The sequence below is a fragment of the Streptomyces sp. Tue6028 genome, from assembly GCF_002300165.1.
Classification (GTDB): Bacteria; Actinomycetota; Actinomycetes; order Streptomycetales; family Streptomycetaceae; genus Streptomyces; species Streptomyces siamensis.
Window position 1 is genome coordinate 34467 of record NZ_MLCE01000007.1, and the last position, 21146, is coordinate 55612.

Below are 21146 nucleotides of genomic sequence, written 5' to 3' on the forward strand. Positions count from 1 at the left end.
AATGACACCCGGAGCCGGAGGTCCCGCGATGGCGACAGCGACCACATACGGAGCCCGCGCCCATGCGCGCGCCCAGGAGGGCACGCGCACCGAGGCCATGCCCGTCGTCCCGGCGAGCGCCTGGCCCGCCCCGCCCTGCGAGGCGGGCCACCTGGTGTGGGCCGAGACGGTGGCGGGCGGCAACTACACGCACAAGGCGCTGGCGCGCGGCACGGAGATGCGGCTGACCGACCTGGCCGGCGACGCCTGCGCGCACCTCCTCCTTCATGTCGCCGGCCGTCCCTGGGAACGGCTGAACGTGGCGGACACCGTCAAGGTCCAGTGGAACGCCTACCTCGGCGAGGGGCAGCTGCTGCTGTCCGACCAGGGCCGGGTGCTGGCCTCGGTGGTCACCGACACCTCAGGGCGCCACGACGCCCTGTGCGGCACCTCCACCCTGCTGCGCAACACCGAGCGGTACGGGGACGGGACGCCGCAGTCCGCTTCCCCGGCCGGCCGTGAGCTGTTCAAGCTGGCCGCCGCGAAGAACGGCCTCGCCCCGCGTGATCTGCCGCCCTCACTGTCCTTCTTCCAGGGGGTGGAGGTGGGCGACGACGGCTCGCTGCACTTCACCGGCTCGTCCGGACCTGGCGGGAGCGTGACGCTGCGCGCCGAGCAGGACGTGACCGTACTGATCGCGAACGTGCCGCACCCGGCCGACCCCCGGCCGCGGTACGTGAGCGGCCCGCTGGAAGTGCTCGCCTGGCGCGCGGCGCCGACCGAACCGGGCGACCCGCTGTGGGAGGCCACGCCCGAGGGCCGCCGGGCCTTCCTGAACACCGTCGAATTCCTCGCCGCGAGGGGGCTCGCATGAGCACGACCGTCGTTCCCGCCCGAGCCGCCTGGTCGGCCGTCGTCCGCGCCGGCGAGACGCTCACCATCACCGATCTGCACGGCAACCAGGCCGTCGACTTCCTGCTGTACGACGCCGCGGACACCGCCGTGCGCTACAGCGCGCCGGACACGATCCACGCGCAGGGCAACATCTTCCTGACCACCGGAAGCGTCCTGATGTCGAACGAGCACACCCCGCTGATGACCGTCGTCGACGACGAAGTGGGCCGGCACGACACAGTCGGCGGCGCCTGCTCCAAGGAGTCGAACACCCTCAGGTACGGGCACCACACCTGGTCCCAGCACGCGTGCGTGGACAACTTCCTCGCGGAGGGCGCCCGTTACGGCCTCGGCAAGCGGGACCTCGTCTCGAACGTCAACTGGTACATGAACGTTCCGGTCGAGAAGGACGGCACGCTCGGCATCGTCGACGGCATCTCGGCCCCCGGACTCGGGGTGACCCTGCGCGCCGAGCGCGACGTGATCGTCCTGGTCTCCAACTGCCCGCAGATCAACAACCCCTGCAACGGCTTCGAGCCGACCGCCGTGGAGATGACCGTCGGAGCGGCGCGATGACCTTCGACACGCTGCTCGTCGCCAACCGCGGGGAGATCGCGGTACGCATCATCCGCACGGCGCGCGAACTCGGCCTGCGCACCGTCGCGGTGTACTCCGACGCCGACCGCGGCGCGCCCCACGTCCGGCTCGCCGACGAGGCGGTACGACTGGGGCCCGCGCCCGCCAAGGAGTCGTACCTCGACGCCGACCTCGTCCTGAGGGCGGCCAAGGACACCGGCGCCGGCGCCGTCCACCCCGGGTACGGCTTCCTCTCCGAGGACGCCGCCTTCGCCCGCCGCTGCGAGGACGCCGGGATCGTCTTCGTGGGCCCGACGCCGGAGCAGCTGGAACTGTTCGGGGCGAAGCACACGGCCCGCGCGGCGGCCCGGGCCGCGGGGGTGCCACTGGCACCCGGCACCGGGCTGCTGGACTCCGTCGGGGAGGCGCTCGACGCGGCCTCCCGGATCGGCTATCCCGTGATGCTCAAGGCCACCGGTGGTGGCGGCGGAATCGGCATGTCGGCATGTCGCTCCGCCGGCGAACTGACCGAGGCCTGGGAGCGGGTGCAGCGCGTCGTCTCGGCGTCCTTCTCCTCCGCCGGCGTCTTCCTGGAACGCCTCGTCGAGGATGCCCGCCATGTCGAGGTGCAGGTCTTCGGCGACGGCGCGGGCCACGTCGTCACCCTCGGCGACCGGGACTGCTCGCTCCAGCGGCGCAACCAGAAGGTCCTGGAGGAGGCGCCCGCCCCGGGACTCCCGCCGCAGGTGCGCGACCGGCTCGCCGCCGGCGCCCGCGACCTGTGCGCGAGCGTCGGCTACCGTTCGGCCGGCACGGTCGAGTTCGTGTACGACGCCGCCCGCGAGGATGCGTACTTCCTGGAGGTGAACACCCGCCTCCAGGTGGAGCACCCGGTGACCGAGGAGGTCCTCGGCATCGACCTCGTCGCCTGGATGCTGCGGCTGGCACGCGGCGAGTCGGACGTCGTGCGGGACCCGGGGCCGCCCCGTGGTCACGCCGTCGAGGCACGCGTGTACGCCGAGGACCCCTCCCGCGGTCACCGGCCGAGTGCGGGCCTGTTGACCCGGGTCGAGTTCCCCGGCGGTGTCCGGGTGGACGGCTGGGTCGAGACGGGCACCGAGGTGACGACGTCGTACGACCCGATGCTCGCGAAGGTGATCGCCCGCGGTCCGGACCGGGAGCAGGCCCTGCGACGGCTCGACGAGGCCCTGGCCCGCACCCGGATCGACGGCATCGAGACGAACCTGGGCCTGGTGCGGGCAGCGCTCGCGGAGCCGTCCTTCCGGGCGGCGGCGCATTCGACGGCGACGCTGGCCGGCGTCACCGACCCGACGCCGCGTATCGAGGTGGTGGCCGGCGGAACACTCACCACCGTGCAGGACTGGCCGGGCCGCACCGGTCACTGGCAGGTGGGCGTACCGCCGTGCGGCCCCATGGACGACCTGTCGTTCCGGCTGGGCAACCGGGCGCTCGGCAACCACGAGGGCGCGCCGGGCCTCGAATGCACCCTGCGAGGACCGTCGTTGAGGTTCACCCACGCCACCACGGTGTGCGTCACCGGCGCGCCCGCCGCGGTCACCGTGGACGGCACGGCGGTCGCCCAGTGGGAGCCCGTGACGGTGCCGGCCGGGGCCGTGCTGGACGTCGGTGCCCCCGACGAGCACGGGCTGCGGACCTATGTGCTGTTCGCGGGCGGCGGTCTGGACGTGCCGCTGTTCCTCGGCAGCGCGGCCACCTTCACGCTGGGCCGGTTCGGCGGGCACGGCGGACGGGCGCTGCGCACCGGCGACGTCCTGCACGGCGGCTCGGTGGTCTCCGGAACACCGGTACCGGCCGCCGACCGGCCGGTCCTCGGCTCGCGATGGCTGGTCGGCGCGCTCGAAGGCCCGCACGCCGCACCCGAGTTCTTCACCGAGGACGACATCCGCGACTTCTACGACGCCGACTGGAAGGTCCATTTCAACTCGGCGCGGACGGGGGTGCGGCTGGTCGGACCGAAGCCCCGCTGGGCGCGCAAGGACGGCGGGGAGGCGGGACTGCACCCGTCGAACATCCACGACACGCCGTACTCGGTGGGCGCCGTCGACTACACGGGCGACATGCCGGTGCTGCTCGGCCCCGACGGCCCGTCACTGGGGGGCTTCGTCTGCCCGGCGACCGTCGTCAGCGGCGAACGCTGGAAGCTCGGGCAGCTCCGCCCGGGAGACACGGTGCGCTTCACCCCGCTCGCCGAGGACGGCTCGGTGCGCCCGGCGATCGTGGACGGCGGCGTGCTCGCGCGGGACGGCGACGTGACCTTCCGCCGCAGCGGTGACGACAACCTGCTGGTCGAGTTCGGTCCCGCGCAGCTGGACCTGGCCCTGCGGATGCGGGCGCACGCGCTGATGGAGGCGGTCGCCGCGGCCGGGATCGACGGTGTCACGGATCTGACACCGGGCATCCGCTCGCTGCAGATCCAGGCGGACCCGGGCAGGCTGCCGCAGCGTGAACTCCTCGCCACCGTCCGGGAGATCGCACGGACGCTGCCGGCCGGGGACCGGCTGACCGTGCCGTCCCGGACGGTCCACCTCCCGCTGTCCTGGGACGACCCGGCGACCCGTGAGGCGATCGCCCGCTACATGGCGGGGGTCCGCGACGACGCGCCCTGGTGCCCCTGGAACATCGAGTTCATCCGCCGGGTGAACGGCCTGGACTCGGTCGCCGACGTCTACCGCACGGTCTTCGACGCGGAGTACCTCGTCCTGGGCCTCGGGGACGTGTACCTGGGCGCGCCGGTCGCGACGCCGCTCGACCCGCGCCACCGTCTGGTCACCACCAAGTACAACCCGGCACGTACCTGGACCGCCGAGAACTCGGTCGGCATCGGCGGGGCCTACCTCTGCGTCTACGGCATGGAGGGACCCGGCGGCTATCAGTTCGTCGGGCGCACCACCCAGGTGTGGTCGGCCTGGCAGCAGCGCGGCGCGTTCGAGCCGGGCTCACCGTGGCTGCTGCGCTTCTTCGACCGCATCAAGTGGTACCCGGTCGAGGCGGACGAGCTGCTCGAACTCCGGGCGGACATCGTCTCGGGCCGGTTCGTCCCCCGGGTCGAGGAGGGCGAGTTCTCGCTCGCCGCCCACCAGGCCTTCCTCGCCGAGCACGCCGAGTCCGTCGCGGAGTTCCGGGCCCGGCAGGGCGCGGCGTTCGCGGCGGAGCGGGACGCGTGGGAGGCGGCGGGCGAGTTCGCCCGCGCCGAGGCGGCGTCCGCCCCGACGGCCTCCGCGGCCGAGGTCGCCGTGCCGGAGGGCGGCCGTCTGGTCGAGGCCGAGTTCGCCGCGTCCGTCTGGCAGCTGAACGTCCGCCCGGGCGACACGGTGACCGCCGGTCAGCCGCTGCTGGCCCTGGAAGCCATGAAGATGGAGTCGCGGATACCCGCGCCGATGGACGGCCTGGTCCACGAGGTACTCGCCAGGCCGGGCGACCAGGTGGAGGCGGGCACCGCGCTGCTGATCCTGGCTCCGCACGAGTCGTAGCACCACCGCCCGTCCCGCCGTACCTCCAGCGCAAGGAGCACCGATGTCCGCCGTGACCAGGGTCCGCATGGCATACGCCCGCATCGAGGCGACGGACCGCCCGGAGATCTGGATCGACCTCCGGCCCCGCGCGGAGGCCGAGGAGGAGGCCCGCGGCATCGACGAACGCGTGGCCGCGGGCGAGCGGCTGCCGCTCGCGGGCCGCCTGTTCGCGGTCAAGGGGAACATCGACGTCGGGGGCATGCCGACCACCGCGGGGTGCCCGGCCTACGCGTACACCCCGGAGGTGGACGCCCCGGTCGTCGCCCGGCTGCGCGCCGTCGGCGCGATCGTGCTCGGCACCACGAACCTGGACCAGTTCGCCACCGGCCTGGTCGGCACCCGCTCCCCCTACGGTGCCGTCCGGGGTGCGCTGGACCCGGACCGCGTCAGCGGCGGCTCCAGTTCGGGTTCGGCCGTCGCGGTGGCCCTGGGCATCGTCGACTTCGCCCTCGGCACGGACACCGCGGGCTCGGGCCGCGTCCCCGCCGCGTTCAACGGCATCGTCGGACTCAAGCCGACCCGGGGTCTGGTCCCCACGGCCGGGGTCGTCCCGGCCTGCGCCTCGCTGGACTGCGTGACCGTGTTCGCCCGGACCCTGCCGGAGGCCGAGCGGGTGCTCGCCCAGATGGTGTCCCCGCCGGGCCGCGACCTGCCGGCACTCCCCCAGCGGCTCCCCGGCCCGTGGCGGGTCGCCGTACCGCCGACGGCGCAGCTGGGCGACCTCGACGAGGGGTGGGCACCGGCGTACGAGGCGGCCGTCGAGCGGCTCGTCGCGGCGGGCGCGGAGGTGTCCACGCTCGATCTCACCGTGTTCACGGAGGCCGCCGAGATGCTCTACGGCGGTGCGTTCGTCGCCGAGCGCTACGCCGCCGTCGGGAGCTTTGTCGACAAGTTGCTGAGCGAGGGCGGTGTGGGGCTCGACCCGACCGTCGCCGGGATCATCACCCGCTCCCGGGACATCCCGGCCCACCAGGTGTACGCGGACCAGGAGCGGCTGGACGGGCTGCGCGCCCGGGCGCTCGCCGAGCTCGGCGACGCGGACGCCCTGCTGCTGCCGACCGCGCCCGGCCATCCCACCCTCGCCGAGGTCGCCGCCGACCCGATCGGCGCCAACGCCCGGCTGGGCCGCTTCACCAACTCGACGAACCTCTTCGATCTGGCGGCCGTCGCCGTACCGGCCGGTCCCACACCCTCCGGTGCGCCGTTCGGTGTGATGCTGATCGGCCGCGCGTTCACCGACGAGCGCCTCGCGCACATCGCGCGGCTGCTCCAGCCGCCGCTGAGGATCGCCGTGGTCGGCGCGCATCTGTCCGATCAGCCGCTGAACCCGCAACTGCTGTCCCTGGGCGCCGAACTGGAGCGGACGACGTCCACGGCACCCGTCTACCGCCTGTACGCGCTGCCCACGACCCCGCCGAAGCCGGGGCTGGTGCATGTCGGCCCCGAGGAGGGCGGGGCCGTCGAGACCGAGGTGTGGCGGCTTCCCGCGGAGGGGCTCGGCCGGCTGCTCGACGCGCTGCCCCGGCCGATGGCGCTGGGCCGGGTGGAGCTGGCCGACGGCAGCGACGTCCCGGGCTTTCTCTGCGAACCGGCCGCGCTCGAAGGCGCCCGGGACATCACGGCGCTGGGGGGCTGGCGCGCCCACCTGCGCGCCGAGGACTGATCCTCGGGCCTGCCCACGGCCGGCCGGGAGCCCGCGCCCGGGGACGCATCGCGCCGCCTCCCGTCCGGGGCAGCCCTGCCTTGAGCCGACGTCCGGGGAAGCGCGCCGCCGCCCGGTCCGGAAGGCGGCGCGCCCCGCGGGGACGTCACGGCGGACGGCCGTGACGTATCACGGCGGACGGCCGTCGAGGTGTCCCGGCGGCCGCCTGTCACCCGGTCCCGCCGGACGCACCCCGTCGGGGAGCGCCCGGCCCGGTCTCAGCCCACCGAGGAGTAGGCCACGACCCCGCGCAGCAGGGCGTCGACCGCCTTGCGCGCGTTCTTCGCGACCGTCGAACTCTCCGCCCCGGAGGGCGCCGCGGCGGCGATCTGGCCCAGGACGTCGATGACCTGCTTGCACCAGCGCACGAAGTCGCCCGCGGGCATCTCCGCCTCGCGCAGCACCTCGTCGAGCCCCTTGCCGGAGGCCCATTCGTGCGCGGCCCAGGCGAAGCCCAGGTCCGGCTCGCGCTGGCCCACGCCCTCCGTCTGGGTGATCCGGAACTCCTCCTCCAGGGCGTCGAGCCGACCCCAGATGCGCACCATCTCGCCGAGCGCGGCCTTCGCCTTGCCGGACGGCACCTTGGGCGCCATCGCGTCGTCGGAAACCCGGGACTCGTACACCAACGCCGAGACGCAGGCGGCGAGTTCGGCGGGGCCGAGTCCCTCCCAGACCCCGGCGCGCAGGCATTCGCTGGCGAGCAGGTCGAGTTCGCCGTAGAGCCGGGCCAGCCGCTTGCCGTGTTCGGTGACGTCGTCGCCGCGCAGATAGTCCAGCTCGGTCAGCAGGGCCACGATCCGGTCGAAGGTGCGGGCGATGGTGTTCGTCCGGCCCTCGATGCGGCGCTCCAGCTGCGAGGTGTCGCGCAGCAGCCGGTGGTAGCGCTCGGCCCAACGGGCGTGGTCCTCACGGTCGTTGCACCCGTGGCAGGGGTGGGCGCGGATCTCCGTGCGCAGCCGGGAGATCTCGCGGTCGTCGGCCGCCTGCGAGCGCTTCTTGCGGTGCCGGTCCGGGACGATGTGCCCCGCCTTCGTGCGCAGTGCCGACGCGAGGTCACGACGGGACTGCGGCGAGCGCGGATTGAAGGACTTCGGGATGCGCATCCGCTCCAGCGCCTCGACGGGCACCGGGAAGTCCATGGAGGCCAACCGCTTGACCTGGCGTTCGGACGTGAGGACCAGGGGGCGCGGGCCGTCGTGCTGCTCGAAGCCGCGGTGGCCGTTCGACCGGCCCGCGGGCAGGCCGGGGTCCAGGACCAGCGCCAGGCCCGCGTACTTCCCCGTGGGCACATGGATCACGTCGCCGGGCTTGAGCTTCTCCAGCGCGACCGCCGCCTCGGCGCGACGCTGCACCGCGCCCTGCCGGGCCAGGTCGGTCTCACGGTCCTTGAGCTCGCGGCGCAGCCGCATGTACGAGTCGAAGTCCCCGAGGTGGCAGGTCATGGACTCCTTGTAGCCCTCGAGTCCCTCCTCGTTGCGCTGGACCTGCCGGGAGATCCCGACGACCGACTTGTCGGCCTGGAACTGCGCGAAGGACGTCTCCAGGAGCTCTCGCGAGCGGTGCCGCCCGAACTGCTCGACCAGGTTCACCGCCATGTTGTACGACGGCTTGAAGCTGGAGCGCAGCGGATAGGTGCGGGTGCCGGCGAGGCCCGCCAGGTGCTCGGGGCTGAAGCCGCGCTGCCACAGCACGACCGCGTGGCCCTCGACATCGATGCCGCGGCGCCCGGCGCGGCCGGTGAGCTGGGTGTATTCGCCGGGAGTGATGTCGGCGTGCTGCTCGCCGTTCCACTTGACGAGCTTCTCCAACACCACCGAGCGGGCGGGCATGTTGATGCCGAGCGCGAGGGTCTCCGTCGCGAAGACGGCCTTGACCAGGCCCTGTACGAAGAGTTCCTCGACGACCTCCTTGAACGTGGGCAGCATGCCCGCGTGGTGGGCCGCGATGCCGCGCTCCAGGCCCTCCAGCCATTCGTAGTAGCCGAGGACGTGCAGGTCTTCCCTCGGGATGGAGGAGGTGCGCTCCTCCACTATGGCGCGGACCTTGGCGCGTGCCTCGTCGTCGTTCAGCCGCAGGCCCGCGTACAGGCACTGCTGGACGGCGGCCTCGCAGGCCGCGCGGCTGAAGATGAAGGTGATGGCGGGCAGCAGGCCCTCGGAGTCGAGCCGCTCGATGACCTCGGGGCGGCCCGGCGTCCACATGCGGGAGCGCTGTCTGCGCTCCCGCTCACGGTCGGCCTCGCGCATCGCCCGGCCCCGCTTGCGGTCCTGGTACGACGGCCGGCTGGCCTCCATGCGCGCCATCCGCGTGAGGTCGGGGTTGACGGCCTTCTTCTGGCCCTCGCCCTCCTCGAAGAGGTCGTACATCCGGCGTCCGGCCAGCACGTGCTGGAAGAGGGGCACGGGGCGGTGCTCGGAGACGATCACCTGGGTGTCGCCACGGACGGTGTCCAGCCAGTCGCCGAACTCCTCCGCGTTCGACACGGTCGCGGAGAGCGACACCAGCGTCACGGACTCCGGGAGGTGGATGATCACTTCCTCCCAGACGGCGCCGCGGAAGCGGTCGGAGAGGTAGTGCACCTCGTCCATGACGACATAGCCGAGTCCGAGGAGGGTCTGCGAACCCGCGTACAGCATGTTGCGCAGCACCTCGGTGGTCATGACGACCACCGGCGCCCCGGAATTGACGCTGTTGTCCCCGGTGAGCAGGCCGACCTTGTCCGTGCCGTAACGGCGGCACAGGTCGGCGTACTTCTGGTTCGAGAGCGCCTTGATCGGCGTCGTGTAGAAGCACTTCTTGCCCTGCTGGAGGGCGAGATGGACGGCGAACTCGCCGACGATCGTCTTGCCGGAGCCGGTGGGCGCGGCCACGAGCACACCCTTGCCCGCTTCGAGCGCCTGGCAGGCCTCGATCTGGAAGGGGTCGAGGCCGAAGTCGTACATCTCGCGGAAGGAGGCGAGCGCGGTGGCCTGCTCGGCAGCGCGCCTGCGTGCTGCCGCGTACCGCTCGGCCGGTGAGAGGTCCTCTGTCATCGTGCTTTCGAGACTACCGGGCGGCACTGACAACACGACGATCAATATCCGGATCAGATGCTGTGAGACATGGGGTCCCCGCAGCTCAGGCGAGCACCACCCGCACCGCCGCCGGTACGCACTCCGCGGTCAGCGGCAGCGGCCCGAGCGGCTCTCCGTCGGCGTACCCGGTGATGCCCTCGGCGAGCAGTTCGACCTTCGCGGCCCGGTGCACGCTCACCACCGGATGATCGAGGTGCGTGCCCTTGTAGACCTTCGGGAACACCTTGAGCAGCGTCGTGCGGCTGCAGTCGCCGACGACGGTGACGTCGAACAGCCCGTCCTCCAGGTCCGCGTCCGCGCAGATCCTCATGCCGCCGCCGTACGACGATCCGTTGCCGACCGCCACGAGCGTCGCCTCGATCTCCCGGGCCTCGCCGTCGTCGAGCGTGATCCGGAACGGGAAGGGCTTGAAGGCGGCGAGCTCGGCGAGGATCGCGAGGTCGTACTTGAAGCGGCCGGCGGGCAGACGCATGCGGTTGCCGCGGTCGTTGACGCGGGAGTCGAAGCCCGAGGCGAGGACCGTGCCGAACCAGGTGCCGTCGACCCGGCCCAGGTCGATGTCGCGCAGCCGGGACGCCTTCAGGGACTCGGCGATCCGCCGGCCCGCCGCGGCGGGGTCCTGGACGGGCAGGTCCAGGGCGCGCGCGAAGTCGTTGCCGGTGCCGACGGCGATCAGGCCGAGCGGGGTGCGGGTTCCGGCGACCGCCTGGAGGGCGAGGCTCACCATGCCGTCGCCGCCGACCGCTATGAGCGCGTCGGTGCCGCTCTCGACGGCGGCACGCGCCTGCGCGAGGGCGTCGCGCGGATTCTCACCGAGGACCGTACGGACGCTGAATCCCGCCGCCCGGAGAGCCGAAGCGGCCGGCTGCGCCGCTCGGGCGCCCCGGCCGCGTCCCGCGGTGGGATTGACGAAGAGGGTGATCTCGCTGGCCACAGGGTGACCCTACGAGGTCGACGGGCTTCGTCAGGTCACGTCGTCATAACCGTTCACCCGGTCCGTACCCGCCTGCTCGGGCAGGGCCCGGTTGGCCGACACGGATTCGACCGCGCCGATGTCCTCAGGCGTCAGGTCGAGGTCGGAGGCCTCGTCGTCGCCCGGTCCCTCGGCCTCGCGGCGCTTCTTGCGCCGGTCGTTGAGGAGCGAGAAGACGACCGCGCCGAAGTAGAGGATCCAGATCGGCCCGGCGAGCGCCAGCATCGTCAGCGGGTCGGTGCTGGGAGTGGCGAGCGCCGCGAAGACGGTGATGCCCATGATCATGCCGCGCCACCAGCCGAGCATCCGCTTGCCGGTGAGGACGCCCGTGAGGTTGAGCATGACCAGCAGCAGAGGCAGCTCGAAGGACAGGCCGAAGACGACCACCATGCGCGTCACGAGGTCGAGCAGGTCGTCGAGCGGCAGCAGGTTGCTGACGCCGTTCGGCGTGAAGTCGATCAGCACCTTCGCCGTGGTGGGCAGCACCTTGTACGCGAAGAAGGCGCCGCCGAAGAACAGCGGGACACCGGTCCCGACGAAGGCGTACGCGTACTTCCTCTCGTTCCTGTGCAGGCCCGGCGCGACGAACGCCCAGAGCTGGTAGAGCCAGACCGGCGAGGCGAGCACGACACCCGCCATCAGGGAGACCTTCAGCGCCAGGGTGAACGGGGCCAGCAGACCGTTGATGGTGATCTGCGCGCACTGGTCGCCCTTGGGCATCTTCGCCAGCTCGGCGAAGGTCTTCGGACACCCGACCGAGTCCAGGACCGGCTTGGTGAAGAAGTTGATGATGTCGTTGTAGTAGAAGGCAGCGACGACCGTGACCAGGACGATGGCCAGCATCGCCTTCGCGAGCCGGTTCCTCAGCTCACGAAGGTGCTCCGCGAGGGGCATCCGCCCCTCGGGATCCTTCTCCGTGTTGCGGGCAGACTTGAGCAACCCACGTTCCCATCTCGTGCAGCGGGCCGGACGTCACCGGCCCTGCGTCAGCGCTTGGTAGTGTCCGTGGGCTCGCTGACCGGACGGGAGCTGGTCACGTCGCCGGGCGCGGCCTGGATCGTGCGCTGAGCCGGGGGCTGCTCGTCGGTGTTCGGCGGGCCCGCCGGAGCAGGGTTGCTGCCCTCGTCCTTCATCGCCTTGGCCTCGCTCTTGAGGATCCGGGCGGACTTGCCGAGGGAGCGCGCCATGTCCGGAAGCTTCTTCGCGCCGAACAGCAGGATGATGACGACGAGGATGAGAATGATCTCGGGAGCTCCGAGCCTTCCGAACATAAGTCTTTACCTTCTCACCGAGGCTGCATGGTCGGGGTGCTGTCCGATCGGCCGGACATGTGTCCGATCGTCGTGCTGACAGCGATCGTAACGCTCAGGGGTGAACGCGCGGCAATCCCTGTGCGTACTCCCAGTTCGCGACCCGCGCCTCGTTCTTCGGGCCGCGACCTGCAGCGTACCTGTCGTTGCCCGAAAGGTGACAGGGCGAAAGCCCCTCGAAACGCATCACACCCACGTCTTACCGTGCGTCGACCGAGCTCGCGGCGCGTGCGGCGGCGGTCTCCAGTTCCTCGGCAGCCCCGCCGATCCGGCGCGCGGACTCGGAAACCTGGCGGCCGAGCCGCTCCGCCTCCACGAAGACACGGACGGCGAGGACACCGAGCACGGCGATTCCCAGGAACCCCGCGGCGATCGCAAACATCGGCCAGAACATGACGTCGACCCTAGAGGTTCTAGACGGTGGAGTGCAGACGCAGGGTGCGCACCCCGCCCCCGGTGAGCAGCTCGACGATGCGCTCCCCCGCCGGCTTGCGGACGGCCGAGCCGCACTCGGGGCAGGTGAAGGAGTAGAAGGTGGTGCGGCTGCTCGCGCCGATGGCCAGGCGCAGGGCGCCCGCCCCGAGCTCGAAGCCCGCCCGGCAGTCGGGACAGGCGGCCTTGAACATCACCTCGACCACCCTTCGCATCCCGGCGAAGGCCGTCACGGCCGACATCTCGGGCGCGCCGGCCACGCCCGCGCGTCCCGGCGCGCCGGTCCGCGGCGCCATGGTCGCCTTCTCCTGCCCGCCAGCCTTCGACGACGTGCTCAAAGCTCCTGCTCCTGCCTGTCGTACGGCCCGTCCTGAACCCCTCGCGGCGCGTCGAGCCCGTCGTAGGCCGCGAGCGCGTCGCGGGCCGCCTGACGGGCGCTGTCCGCGAGGCCCTGCGGCGACACGATCCGGCCGTCGCGGCCCAGACGCAGTGCCAGCCGTCGCAGCGACGCCGGATCGGGGGTCCGCAGGGTGATACGCAGCCCGCCGTCCGGAAGCTCATCCGCACTGTCGTGCGGGTAGTACTCGGCGACCCAGCGCCCGCCCGGACCGACCTCGACGACCACCTCCGGGTCCTCCGCGGCGGGCTGCACAAGCCCCTCGGAGAGGTCCCTGAGCTCGATCTCGGGCGGCGCCGACGGCTCGTCCAGGATGCGGATCTCGGCGACCCGGTCGAGCCGGAAGGTGCGGCGCGCCTCGGAGCGGCGGCACCAGGCCTCCACATAGGTGTGACCGACGCTGACCAGCCGGATCGGGTCGATCTCGCGCTCGGAGAGCTCGTCACGCGACGGCGAGTAGTAGCGGATCCACAGCCGGCGCCGCTCGGAGATCGCCCGGTCGACGTCCGCGAAGACCCCGCCCTCGGACTCGAAGGTCACCGACAGGCGAGAGCTCGCGCCCGCCGCCTCGCCCGAGGCGGCCTCCACCTTGGCGGTGGCACGCAGCAGCGCCTGCCGGTCGCCCTCGCGCAGTCCGGGCAGTGTCGCCACCGCTCGGGCCGCCACGAGCAGCGCGGTCGCCTCGTCGGCGGCGATACGCAGCGGCTCCGCCACGTCGTCCGGGTTGTGCCACCAGATCCGGTCGCCGTCGGTGTCGATGTCCAGCAGGTCGCCGCCGCGGAAGCTGGTCCCGCACAGGGGCAGCACGTCGAGGTCGGAGATCAGCTCGTCCTCGGTGATCCCGAAGGCACGCGCGACGTCACCGACGCGCGCGCCGGGGCGCTCGCGCAGATAGGTCACCAGGGAGAGCATCCGCCGGGTCTGGTCGATCGCGTTCGCGGGCCTGGCCGGTTTTCCTGCCACTTTCTTACGTTCCCCCTCAGCCCTTGGCCACGGCGCGCAGCCGGTCCACGACGTCGGCCCGCAGCTCCGCGGGCTCCAGGACCACCACGTCGGGCCCGAACTCGACGAGCCAGGCGTCCAGGCCGTGCCCGTACGGAATCTCCAACTCGTCCCAGCCGTCGCCCAGTTCCCGTACGGAGACGGCCTTGGCGCGCAGCGGGTAGCCGGAGCCGGTCCGCAGCCGGATCAGCGCGGAGCGGTCGGCGATCTCCCCCGCCCAGCCCGCGACGGTCTCACGCACGGTGACGACGTCGGGCACCTCGGCCGTGAAGCGTCCGGCGCGGGTGCGGACCCGGCCGGTGATCCGGGAGAGCCGGAAGACGCGCTCGGCGCCGCGGTCGCGGTCCCAGCCGGCCAGGTACCAGTGGCCGCGCCAGCATTCGAGGGCCCACGGCTCGACCTGCCGGGACTCCGGGTGCGCCGCGGTGGCCTTGCGGTAGTCGAAGACGACCGGGCGCCGGTCGCGGCACGCGAGCATCAGCGGCTCGAAGGCCGCCTCGTGGACGGGGATGTGCGGCTCCAGGGCGCCATGGGCCTCGTACGGGTCCACGTCCTCGGGCAGTCCGGCGGCGCGCAGCTTCTGCAGCGCCCCGCTCGCCGCACCGGCCAGCCGGGCCTGCTGCCAGACCTTGGCGGCCAGGCCGAGGGCGGCGGCCTCCTCGGCGTCGAGCGTGATGGGCGGCAGCCGGTTGCTGTCCCGGCGGGCCAGGTAGCCGACCTCGCCGTCGAGGTTCTCCACCGTCTCGATGACCAGGCCGAGTTCGCGCAGATCGTCCTTGTCCCGCTCGAACATCCTGTTGAAGGAGTCGTCCGAGCTCGCTTCGAGGTAGGCCTCGATGGACTCGCGCAGCTCGCGCTTGCTCAGCGGCCGGCGTGTCCCGAGCAGACACAGCGCCAGGTTCATCAGCCGCTCGGCCTTGGCAATGGCCATCGACGCCCTTCCCTATGGTGCTTCCGATCGTCGACCGTACCGCCCCGGGGTGTCGTGGCAAAAGCCGAGGGCCCATGCCCGTACAGGCATGGGCCCCAGGTGATCGGGTCCGGTCGCGGGACGATCAGACCGCGACCAGGTCCACGACGAAGATCAGCGTCTCGCCGGGCTTGATCGCAGGCGTCGGGCTCTGGTTGCCGTAGGCGAGGTGGGCCGGAATGGTCAGCTGGCGACGGCCGCCGACCTTCATGCCCTGCACGCCCTGGTCCCAGCCCTTGATGACGCGGCCGCCGCCGAGCGGGAAGCGGAACGGCGTCCCGCGGTTCCAGCTGGCGTCGAACTCCTCGCCGGTGCTGAAGGCGACACCCACGTAGTGGACGGTGACGTTCTGGCCCGCCTGGGCCACCTCTCCGTCACCCTCCCAGATGTCCTTGATCTCGAGGTCCGCCGGGGGCTCGCCGCCCGGGAAGTCGATCTCGGGCTTCTCGATGCTCACGTCTTTGGCTCCTGCTTGTTCGCTTGGTTGCCTTACGGCAACACCGACAGTCTCACATCCCTGGGAGGGTTACATCTTCGCCAGGATGTCGACGGAGAAGACCAGGGTGGAGTCCTTCTTGATGCCGCTGCCGCTCGGCGGGTTGTCGCCGTAGCCCAGGCTCGGCGGGACGACGATGAGGACGCGGCTGCCGACCTTCTTGCCCGTCAGGCCCTGGGCCCAGCCCTTGACGACCTGCTGGAGGGAGAACGAGGTCAGCTGACCCCTGCCGTAGGTCGAGTCGAACTCCTTGCCGCCGTCCCAGAGCACGCCCTTGTACTGCACCAGCACGCTGCTGTCGGCCTGGACCTGCTCGCCGTCGCCCTCGATGACGTAGTTCGCCACGAGCTTGGTGGGCGCGTCGGCCTTGGGCACCTCGATGGAGGGCGCCTTACCGTCGGTGTTGGTCCCTACCTTCGGGAGGTTTGCGTCCGTCTGGGGGACGTCCTTGCCCTTGGCGGAGCTCTTCGCGTTGAAGGTCTGCTGGATGTCGACGACGAACACCAGCGTGTCGGTGCCCTTGATGCCTGCCTGGGTGTTGCCCTGCTTGCCGTACCCCCAGGTCGGCGGGACGGCCATCTCGACGCGGCTGCCCGCCTTCTTGCCGACCAGGCCGTACCGCCAGCCGTCGATGATGCCGCCCTGCGCGAGCTGGATGACCAGCGGCGTCTTGCGGTCGTAGGAGTTGTCGAAGACCTTCGCCGTGTCCCAGATCTGGCCGAGGTAATTGGCCTGGATGTAGTCGTTCTCGGCGACGGTCTGGCCGTTGCCCGCGATGACCGTGCGGACGGCGAGGTTCTCGGACGGCTCGCCGGTGCCCTTGGCGACGGTCGGCTTCTCGTCGAACTTCGTGCCGGCGGTGATGCCGGGCAGCGGACCATCGACGATCTTCGGCGGCGGCGCTACGGAGGCGGAGCCCGAAGGAGAGGGGCTGGCACTGGACTTCGCCGTGTCTGACTTGCCGTCGTCACCGCATCCGGCGAGTGTGACCAATCCAGCGGGGACGGCGAGAAGGAGTGAGCGTCGGCGCACGGTGGGGGCCTCGTATCGGTCGATCTTGGTTGATGGCGTGCGCGCAACTCTACGACGTGAGAAGGGCGCCGTACGGAAAACGTACGGCGCCCCGCGTTGCGTTCCGGAATCACTTTCGGAACATGCGGCTCACATTCCCGCGATCAGCTTCTCCACCCGGTCGTCGACGGAGCGGAACGGGTCCTTGCACAAGACGGTGCGCTGCGCCTGGTCGTTCAACTTCAGGTGGACCCAGTCGACCGTGAAATCGCGGCGCTGTTCCTGGGCGCGCCGGATGAAGTCGCCGCGCAGTCGCGCCCGAGTGGTCTGCGGCGGCACAGACTTGCCCTCGAAGATCTTCAAGTCGTTGCAGATCCGGGCGGCTTGCCCCTTCTTCTCCAGCAGGTAGTACAGGCCTCGGCGACGGTGGATGTCGTGGTAGGCGAGGTCTATCTGCGCGACCCTCGGGTGAGACATCGTCATGTTGTGCTTGGCGCGGTACCGCTCGATGAGCTTGTACTTCATCACCCAGTCGATCTCGGTGCCGATCCGGTCGAGGTCCTCGGCCTCGATCGCGTCCAGCGTGCGGCCCCACAGCTCCAGGACCTGCTCGACGGTGCCGGTGCGGATGCCGCGGCGCTCGCAGAAGTCCACGGCCTTCTCGTAGTACTCGCGCTGCACTTCGAGGGCGGATGCCTCCCGCCCGCTGGCGAGGCGCACCTTGCGGCGGCCGGTGATGTCGTGGCTGACCTCGCGGATCGCCCGGATCGGGTTCTCCAGGGTGAGGTCGCGCATCACGGTGCCCGCCTCGATCATGCGCAGCACGAGGTCCGTGGCCCCCACCTTCAGGAGCATCGTCGTCTCGGACATGTTCGAGTCGCCGACGATGACGTGCAGGCGGCGGTAGCGCTCGGCGTCCGCGTGCGGTTCGTCCCGGGTGTTGATGATGGGACGCGAGCGGGTCGTCGCGGAGCTGACGCCCTCCCAGATGTGCTCGGCCCGCTGGCTGACGCAGTACACGGCGCCGCGCGGGGTCTGGAGCACCTTGCCCGCACCGCACAGCAGCTGCCTCGTGACCAGGAACGGGATGAGGATGTCCGCGAGCCGGGAGAACTCCCCGTGCCGGGCCACCAAGTAGTTCTCGTGGCAGCCGTAGGAGTTGCCCGCCGAGTCGGTGTTGTTCTTGAACAGATAGACGTCGCCCGCGATTCCTTCCTCGTGCAGGCGTCGTTCGGCGTCGACCAGGAGTCCTTCGAGAATGCGCTCGCCGGCCTTGTCGTGGGTGACGAGTTCCGTCACGTTGTCACATTCGGGTGTCGCGTATTCCGGATGTGATCCCACGTCGAGATAGAGGCGGGCACCGTTCCGCAGAAAGACATTGCTGCTGCGGCCCCATGACACGACACGGCGGAAGAGGTACCGCGCCACCTCGTCGGGAGACAGGCGGCGCTGTCCCCTGAACGTACACGTGACGCCGTACTCGTTCTCCAGCCCGAAAATGCGGCGGTCCATGACTGAACATTACGCCCGATCCTCCGAGCTGAAACGGGGTTCGACGGCACGGTTTGGATCATTTTCCGATGAGACCGCAACGACCGCACCTCGTCCGGCAGCTGCGAGGACCCGCCCCGTGGCCAGCAGAACCACCAGTGCGGCGGCCCCGGCGGCGCTCGGCACGGCGAAGCCCCACACGGCCCCGCCCCGCTCGACCACGGGGCCCGTCAGGCCCGTTCCGACCGACGCGCCGACGGTGAACGTGGTCACGAGCCAGGAGAAGGCCTCGGTGACCGTCCCCTTCGGCGCGTGCCGGTCGACCAGGACGAAGGCGCAGGCGATGCAGGGTGCCAGGAACACGCCGGCGAGGGTGGTGAGCGCGGTCATGGCGACGGGGCCGGGCACCAGCGTGAGGGGCAGGTAACACACCGCCAGGAGGGCCACGAGCCCGCGCAGTCGCCGCTCCGGCGCGCCGCCCCACTGACGCATGCCGTACACGGTGCCGCCGACGAGCGCGCCGAGGCCGATGCCGGCCATCAGCCAGCCGTACACCGCGTCCCCGCCGTGGTCGTCGGCGTACGACACGGCGGCCACGGTGATGGAGCCGAGGGCCACACCGATGCACAGGAAGGCGGCGAGCAGGGCCAGCAGGCCCGCGGAGCGCAGCGCGCCGAGCCAGTGCGCCTCGCGCGGGGCCGAGCGCCACGCGCGCGAGGGCGGCGAGACGACCACGGAGAGCGCGCCGAGCACCCCGATGACGTTCAGGACGAGCAGCGCGGCCTGGGCGGACCAGAGCGCCACGCACAGCGTCACGAGCAGCGGTCCGACGGTGAACATGACCTCCTGGGCCACCGCGTCCATGGCGTACGCGGTGTGCACCTGCTCCTCCCTGCCCAGCACGGAGGGCCACAGCGCCCGCAGACCGCCCTCCAGGGGCGGTGTGAACAGTCCGGCGACGACCATGGAGACGTGGGCGAGCGGCAGCGGCTCCGTGCCCGCGAAGGCGAAGACGCCCATTCCGAGGGCCGACACGAGCGCGGCGGGCAGCTGGACACGGGGCTGGCCGTGCAGGTCCACCAGACGTCCGAGCAGGGGCTGCCCCACGGCGTTGGCCACCCCGTACACGGCGGCCAGCGCGCCGGCCAGGCTGTAGGTGCCGCCCTCGGCCCGGACGAAGAGCACCACGGCGATGGCGGCGGTGGCGTTCGGGAGCCGCCCGACCAGGGTTCCGACGAGGAGCCGTGCGGCGTGCCTCGCCCTGAGGATCTCCAGGTATCCGGCGGCCATGCCCTGCCCTTCCGTCGTGCGTGACGTATGAGGTTTTACGTATAACGTCGTCTTCCATACGTACCATGTGCGCTGACCGGGAGTCCAGACGAGGGAGCAGGTCGACGGTGGCACGAGGTAGCACGCGCCCCACGAGCCGGGACGTCGCCCAGGCCGCCGGAGTGTCCCAGGCCGCGGTCTCCCTGGTGCTCGGCGAGAAGTGGCGCGGCCGGGTCTCCGAGGCGACGGCGGAACGCGTCCGGGAAGCGGCCCAGGAGCTCGGCTACCGCCCGAACCTCGCGGCCCGCAATCTGCGCCTGGGCCGCACCCGCACCGTCCTCCTGGTCGTCCCGGCGCTCACCACGGAGTTCTTCGCGGGCGTCTACACCGGTGCGGCCCGGGTGGCGGCCACGCACGGCTTCGGCGTGGTCCTGTACCCCTCCCCCGAGGGCATCGGCCCCGCCCGGGACCCCTTCGGCTCGGCGGCGGCCGCGCTGGACGGCGTGATCGCCTCGTCCATGGCCGCCGACGCGCTCACCGCGATCCGCGGCGACCAGCTCCCGCTCGTGATGCTCGACAGCGATCCGGCGGGCAGCCTCGGCGCGGCCACGGTCAATCTCGACATCGCGGACGGGGTACGGCAGGTCGCCGATCACCTGCTCGCCCTGGGGCACCGCCGTTTCCTGCACCTCGCGGCCGACATCGCCTCGTGGACCTTCGAGGTACGCGCACGGGAGCTGGCCGCGCGCCTCGCCGCGGTCCCCGGCACCGAGCTGCGCACGACGCGGGCCCCGATCTCCATCGAGGGCGCCCTGACCGCCGCCGAGGCCGCGCTCGCCACCGATCCCCGGCCCACCGCGCTGGTCTGCGACGACGACAAGCTGGCGGCCGGTGCCTACAAGGCGGCACGGCGCCTGGGGCTGCGTGTCCCCGACGACCTCTCCATCACGGGCCTGGACGATCTGGCCCTGGCCCGCGCCATCGATCCCGAGCTGACGACCGTACGGCTGGACGCCGAGCTCTTCGGGGAACGGGGCATGGAGGCCCTCCTGGCGGTCCTGGAGGGCCGGACTCCCCCTCAGGGCGACATCCCGGTCACCCTCGTCGTACGGGGCTCCACGGCCCCGCCAGGCGCTCCAGCCGCCTGAGCGGGCCCGCACAGGCACCCCCGAGCCCCTCCGGCACAGCGGCGCGCCCCGGCCGAACGGGCGGCCGGGGCGCGCGGAGCACTGCGGAAGAAGCCGAGGTCACTCCTCGTCTTCGGCCGACTCCTCGGCCTCCGTGGCGGTGGTGGCGCCGCCCGCCTCCAGCAGACGGGCGAGCTGACGCCCGACGATCCGCTTGAACTTGCGCTGCTGCGGGCGCGTGCGGTCCAGCACGGCGACCTCCAGGCGCTCCGCGGGGATCTCCCGCTCACCGCCGTTCGGTTCGCGGGACAGCGACTGCACGGCCAGCTTCAGGGCTTCCGCCAGCGACATGCCGTCCTGGTGGCGCTGGTCCAGATAGCTGCTGATCTGCTCGGCATTGCCACCGACGGCGACCGAGCCGTGCTCGTCGACGATGGATCCGTCGTGGGGCAGCCGGTAGATCTGGTCGCCCTCGGGCGTCTCGCCCACCTCGGCGACGACGAGCTCCACCTCGTACGGCTTCTCGGCCGCGCTGGAGAAGATCGTGCCCAGCGTCTGGGCGTACACGTTGGCGAGACCGCGGGCGGTCACGTCGTCACGGTCGTACGTGTAACCGCGCAGGTCGGCGTAGCGGACGCCGCCGATCCGGAGGTTCTCGTACTCGTTGTACTTGCCGGCGGCGGCGAAGCCGATCCGGTCGTAGATCTCGCTGAACTTGTGCAGCGCGCGGGACGGGTTCTCACCGACGAACACGATGCCGTCGGCGTACTGCAGTACGACCAGGCTGCGGCCGCGCGCGATGCCCTTGCGGGCGTATTCCGCCCGGTCGGCCATGGCCTGCTGGGGTGAGACATAGAACGGCGTCGACACCGGTTATCCATCCCTTTCT

18 protein-coding genes are annotated in these 21146 nt (G+C 71.6%); 5 read left to right on the top strand and 13 right to left on the bottom strand.

From position 1 onward, the window contains the following. Window positions 1–28: 28 nt before the first annotated feature. The 4 genes from BKI49_RS06185 to atzF are packed head-to-tail and all read left to right on the top strand — an operon-like array spanning window position 29 to window position 6666. Window positions 29–853: an urea amidolyase associated protein UAAP1 gene (locus tag BKI49_RS06185; RefSeq protein ID WP_095933181.1), complete on the top strand. Its 825-nt coding sequence runs from the start codon at window positions 29–31 to the stop codon at window positions 851–853. Next, window positions 850–1449: an urea amidolyase associated protein UAAP2 gene (locus tag BKI49_RS06190; RefSeq protein WP_095933182.1), complete on the top strand. Its 600-nt coding sequence runs from the start codon at window positions 850–852 to the stop codon at window positions 1447–1449. Before BKI49_RS06185 ends, BKI49_RS06190 begins: the two co-directional genes overlap by 4 nt. Continuing rightward, the gene (locus BKI49_RS06195; protein WP_095933183.1) at window positions 1446–4961 is read left to right on the top strand and encodes a 5-oxoprolinase/urea amidolyase family protein; all 3516 of its coding nucleotides are present in this window, start codon (window positions 1446–1448) and stop codon (window positions 4959–4961) included. The genes BKI49_RS06190 and BKI49_RS06195 overlap by 4 nt, the downstream gene beginning before the upstream one ends. 43 nt (window positions 4962–5004) lie before the next feature. After that, complete coding sequence (gene atzF, locus BKI49_RS06200; protein ID WP_095933184.1) at window positions 5005–6666, top strand: allophanate hydrolase; 1662 nt, start codon at window positions 5005–5007, stop codon at window positions 6664–6666. Between the two features lie 257 nt (window positions 6667–6923). Here the strand turns inward: atzF and BKI49_RS06205 are convergent, their stop codons facing one another. From BKI49_RS06205 to BKI49_RS06260, 12 genes are all read right to left on the bottom strand, one after another. After that, window positions 6924–9782 carry a DEAD/DEAH box helicase gene (locus BKI49_RS06205; RefSeq protein ID WP_095933185.1) on the bottom strand — a complete coding sequence of 953 codons (2859 nt, stop codon included), beginning with the start codon at window positions 9780–9782 and terminating at the stop codon, window positions 6924–6926. Between the two features lie 40 nt (window positions 9783–9822). After that, complete coding sequence (locus BKI49_RS06210; protein WP_095933186.1) at window positions 9823–10713, bottom strand: diacylglycerol kinase; 891 nt, start codon at window positions 10711–10713, stop codon at window positions 9823–9825. 30 nt (window positions 10714–10743) lie between these two features. Then, window positions 10744–11691, bottom strand: a complete 948-nt coding sequence (gene tatC, locus BKI49_RS06215) for a twin-arginine translocase subunit TatC (protein ID WP_095933187.1) — start codon at window positions 11689–11691, stop codon at window positions 10744–10746. 47 nt (window positions 11692–11738) lie between these two features. After that, a complete protein-coding gene (gene tatA / locus BKI49_RS06220) occupies window positions 11739–12023 on the bottom strand; it encodes a Sec-independent protein translocase subunit TatA (RefSeq protein WP_028801604.1) in 285 nt (94 codons plus the stop codon). A gap of 238 nt (window positions 12024–12261) precedes the next feature. Continuing rightward, complete coding sequence (locus BKI49_RS06225; RefSeq protein ID WP_095933188.1) at window positions 12262–12456, bottom strand: hypothetical protein; 195 nt, start codon at window positions 12454–12456, stop codon at window positions 12262–12264. Window positions 12457–12475: 19 nt separating this feature from the next. After that, window positions 12476–12790, bottom strand: coding sequence for a hypothetical protein (locus BKI49_RS06230; RefSeq protein ID WP_095933189.1), 315 nt, complete (start codon window positions 12788–12790; stop codon window positions 12476–12478). 38 nt (window positions 12791–12828) lie between these two features. Next, window positions 12829–13854 (bottom strand): helix-turn-helix transcriptional regulator, encoded by a 1026-nt coding sequence (locus BKI49_RS06235; RefSeq protein ID WP_095933190.1) that lies wholly within the window; start codon window positions 13852–13854, stop codon window positions 12829–12831. Window positions 13855–13870: 16 nt separating this feature from the next. Beyond that, a complete protein-coding gene (locus BKI49_RS06240) occupies window positions 13871–14824 on the bottom strand; it encodes a helix-turn-helix transcriptional regulator (RefSeq protein ID WP_095933191.1) in 954 nt (317 codons plus the stop codon). Between the two features lie 124 nt (window positions 14825–14948). After that, entirely contained in the window at window positions 14949–15320 is a 372-nt protein-coding gene (locus BKI49_RS06245; protein WP_028801609.1) for an FKBP-type peptidyl-prolyl cis-trans isomerase, read from the bottom strand. 69 nt (window positions 15321–15389) lie between these two features. Continuing rightward, on the bottom strand, window positions 15390–16391 hold the full coding sequence (locus BKI49_RS06250; protein ID WP_095933192.1) for an FKBP-type peptidyl-prolyl cis-trans isomerase: 1002 nt from the start codon (window positions 16389–16391) through the stop codon (window positions 15390–15392). Window positions 16392–16520: 129 nt separating this feature from the next. Next, on the bottom strand, window positions 16521–17882 hold the full coding sequence (gene pafA, locus BKI49_RS06255; protein WP_028801611.1) for a Pup--protein ligase: 1362 nt from the start codon (window positions 17880–17882) through the stop codon (window positions 16521–16523). Between the two features lie 9 nt (window positions 17883–17891). Further along, window positions 17892–19151 (bottom strand): MFS transporter, encoded by a 1260-nt coding sequence (locus tag BKI49_RS06260; protein WP_095933193.1) that lies wholly within the window; start codon window positions 19149–19151, stop codon window positions 17892–17894. A gap of 107 nt (window positions 19152–19258) precedes the next feature. Between BKI49_RS06260 and BKI49_RS06265 the strand changes: the two genes are divergently transcribed. Beyond that, window positions 19259–20278: a LacI family DNA-binding transcriptional regulator gene (locus tag BKI49_RS06265; RefSeq protein WP_179332350.1), complete on the top strand. Its 1020-nt coding sequence runs from the start codon at window positions 19259–19261 to the stop codon at window positions 20276–20278. 99 nt (window positions 20279–20377) lie between these two features. Here the strand turns inward: BKI49_RS06265 and prcA are convergent, their stop codons facing one another. Continuing rightward, window positions 20378–21127, bottom strand: coding sequence for a proteasome subunit alpha (gene prcA / locus BKI49_RS06270; RefSeq protein WP_028801614.1), 750 nt, complete (start codon window positions 21125–21127; stop codon window positions 20378–20380). Window positions 21128–21146 lie beyond the last annotated feature (19 nt).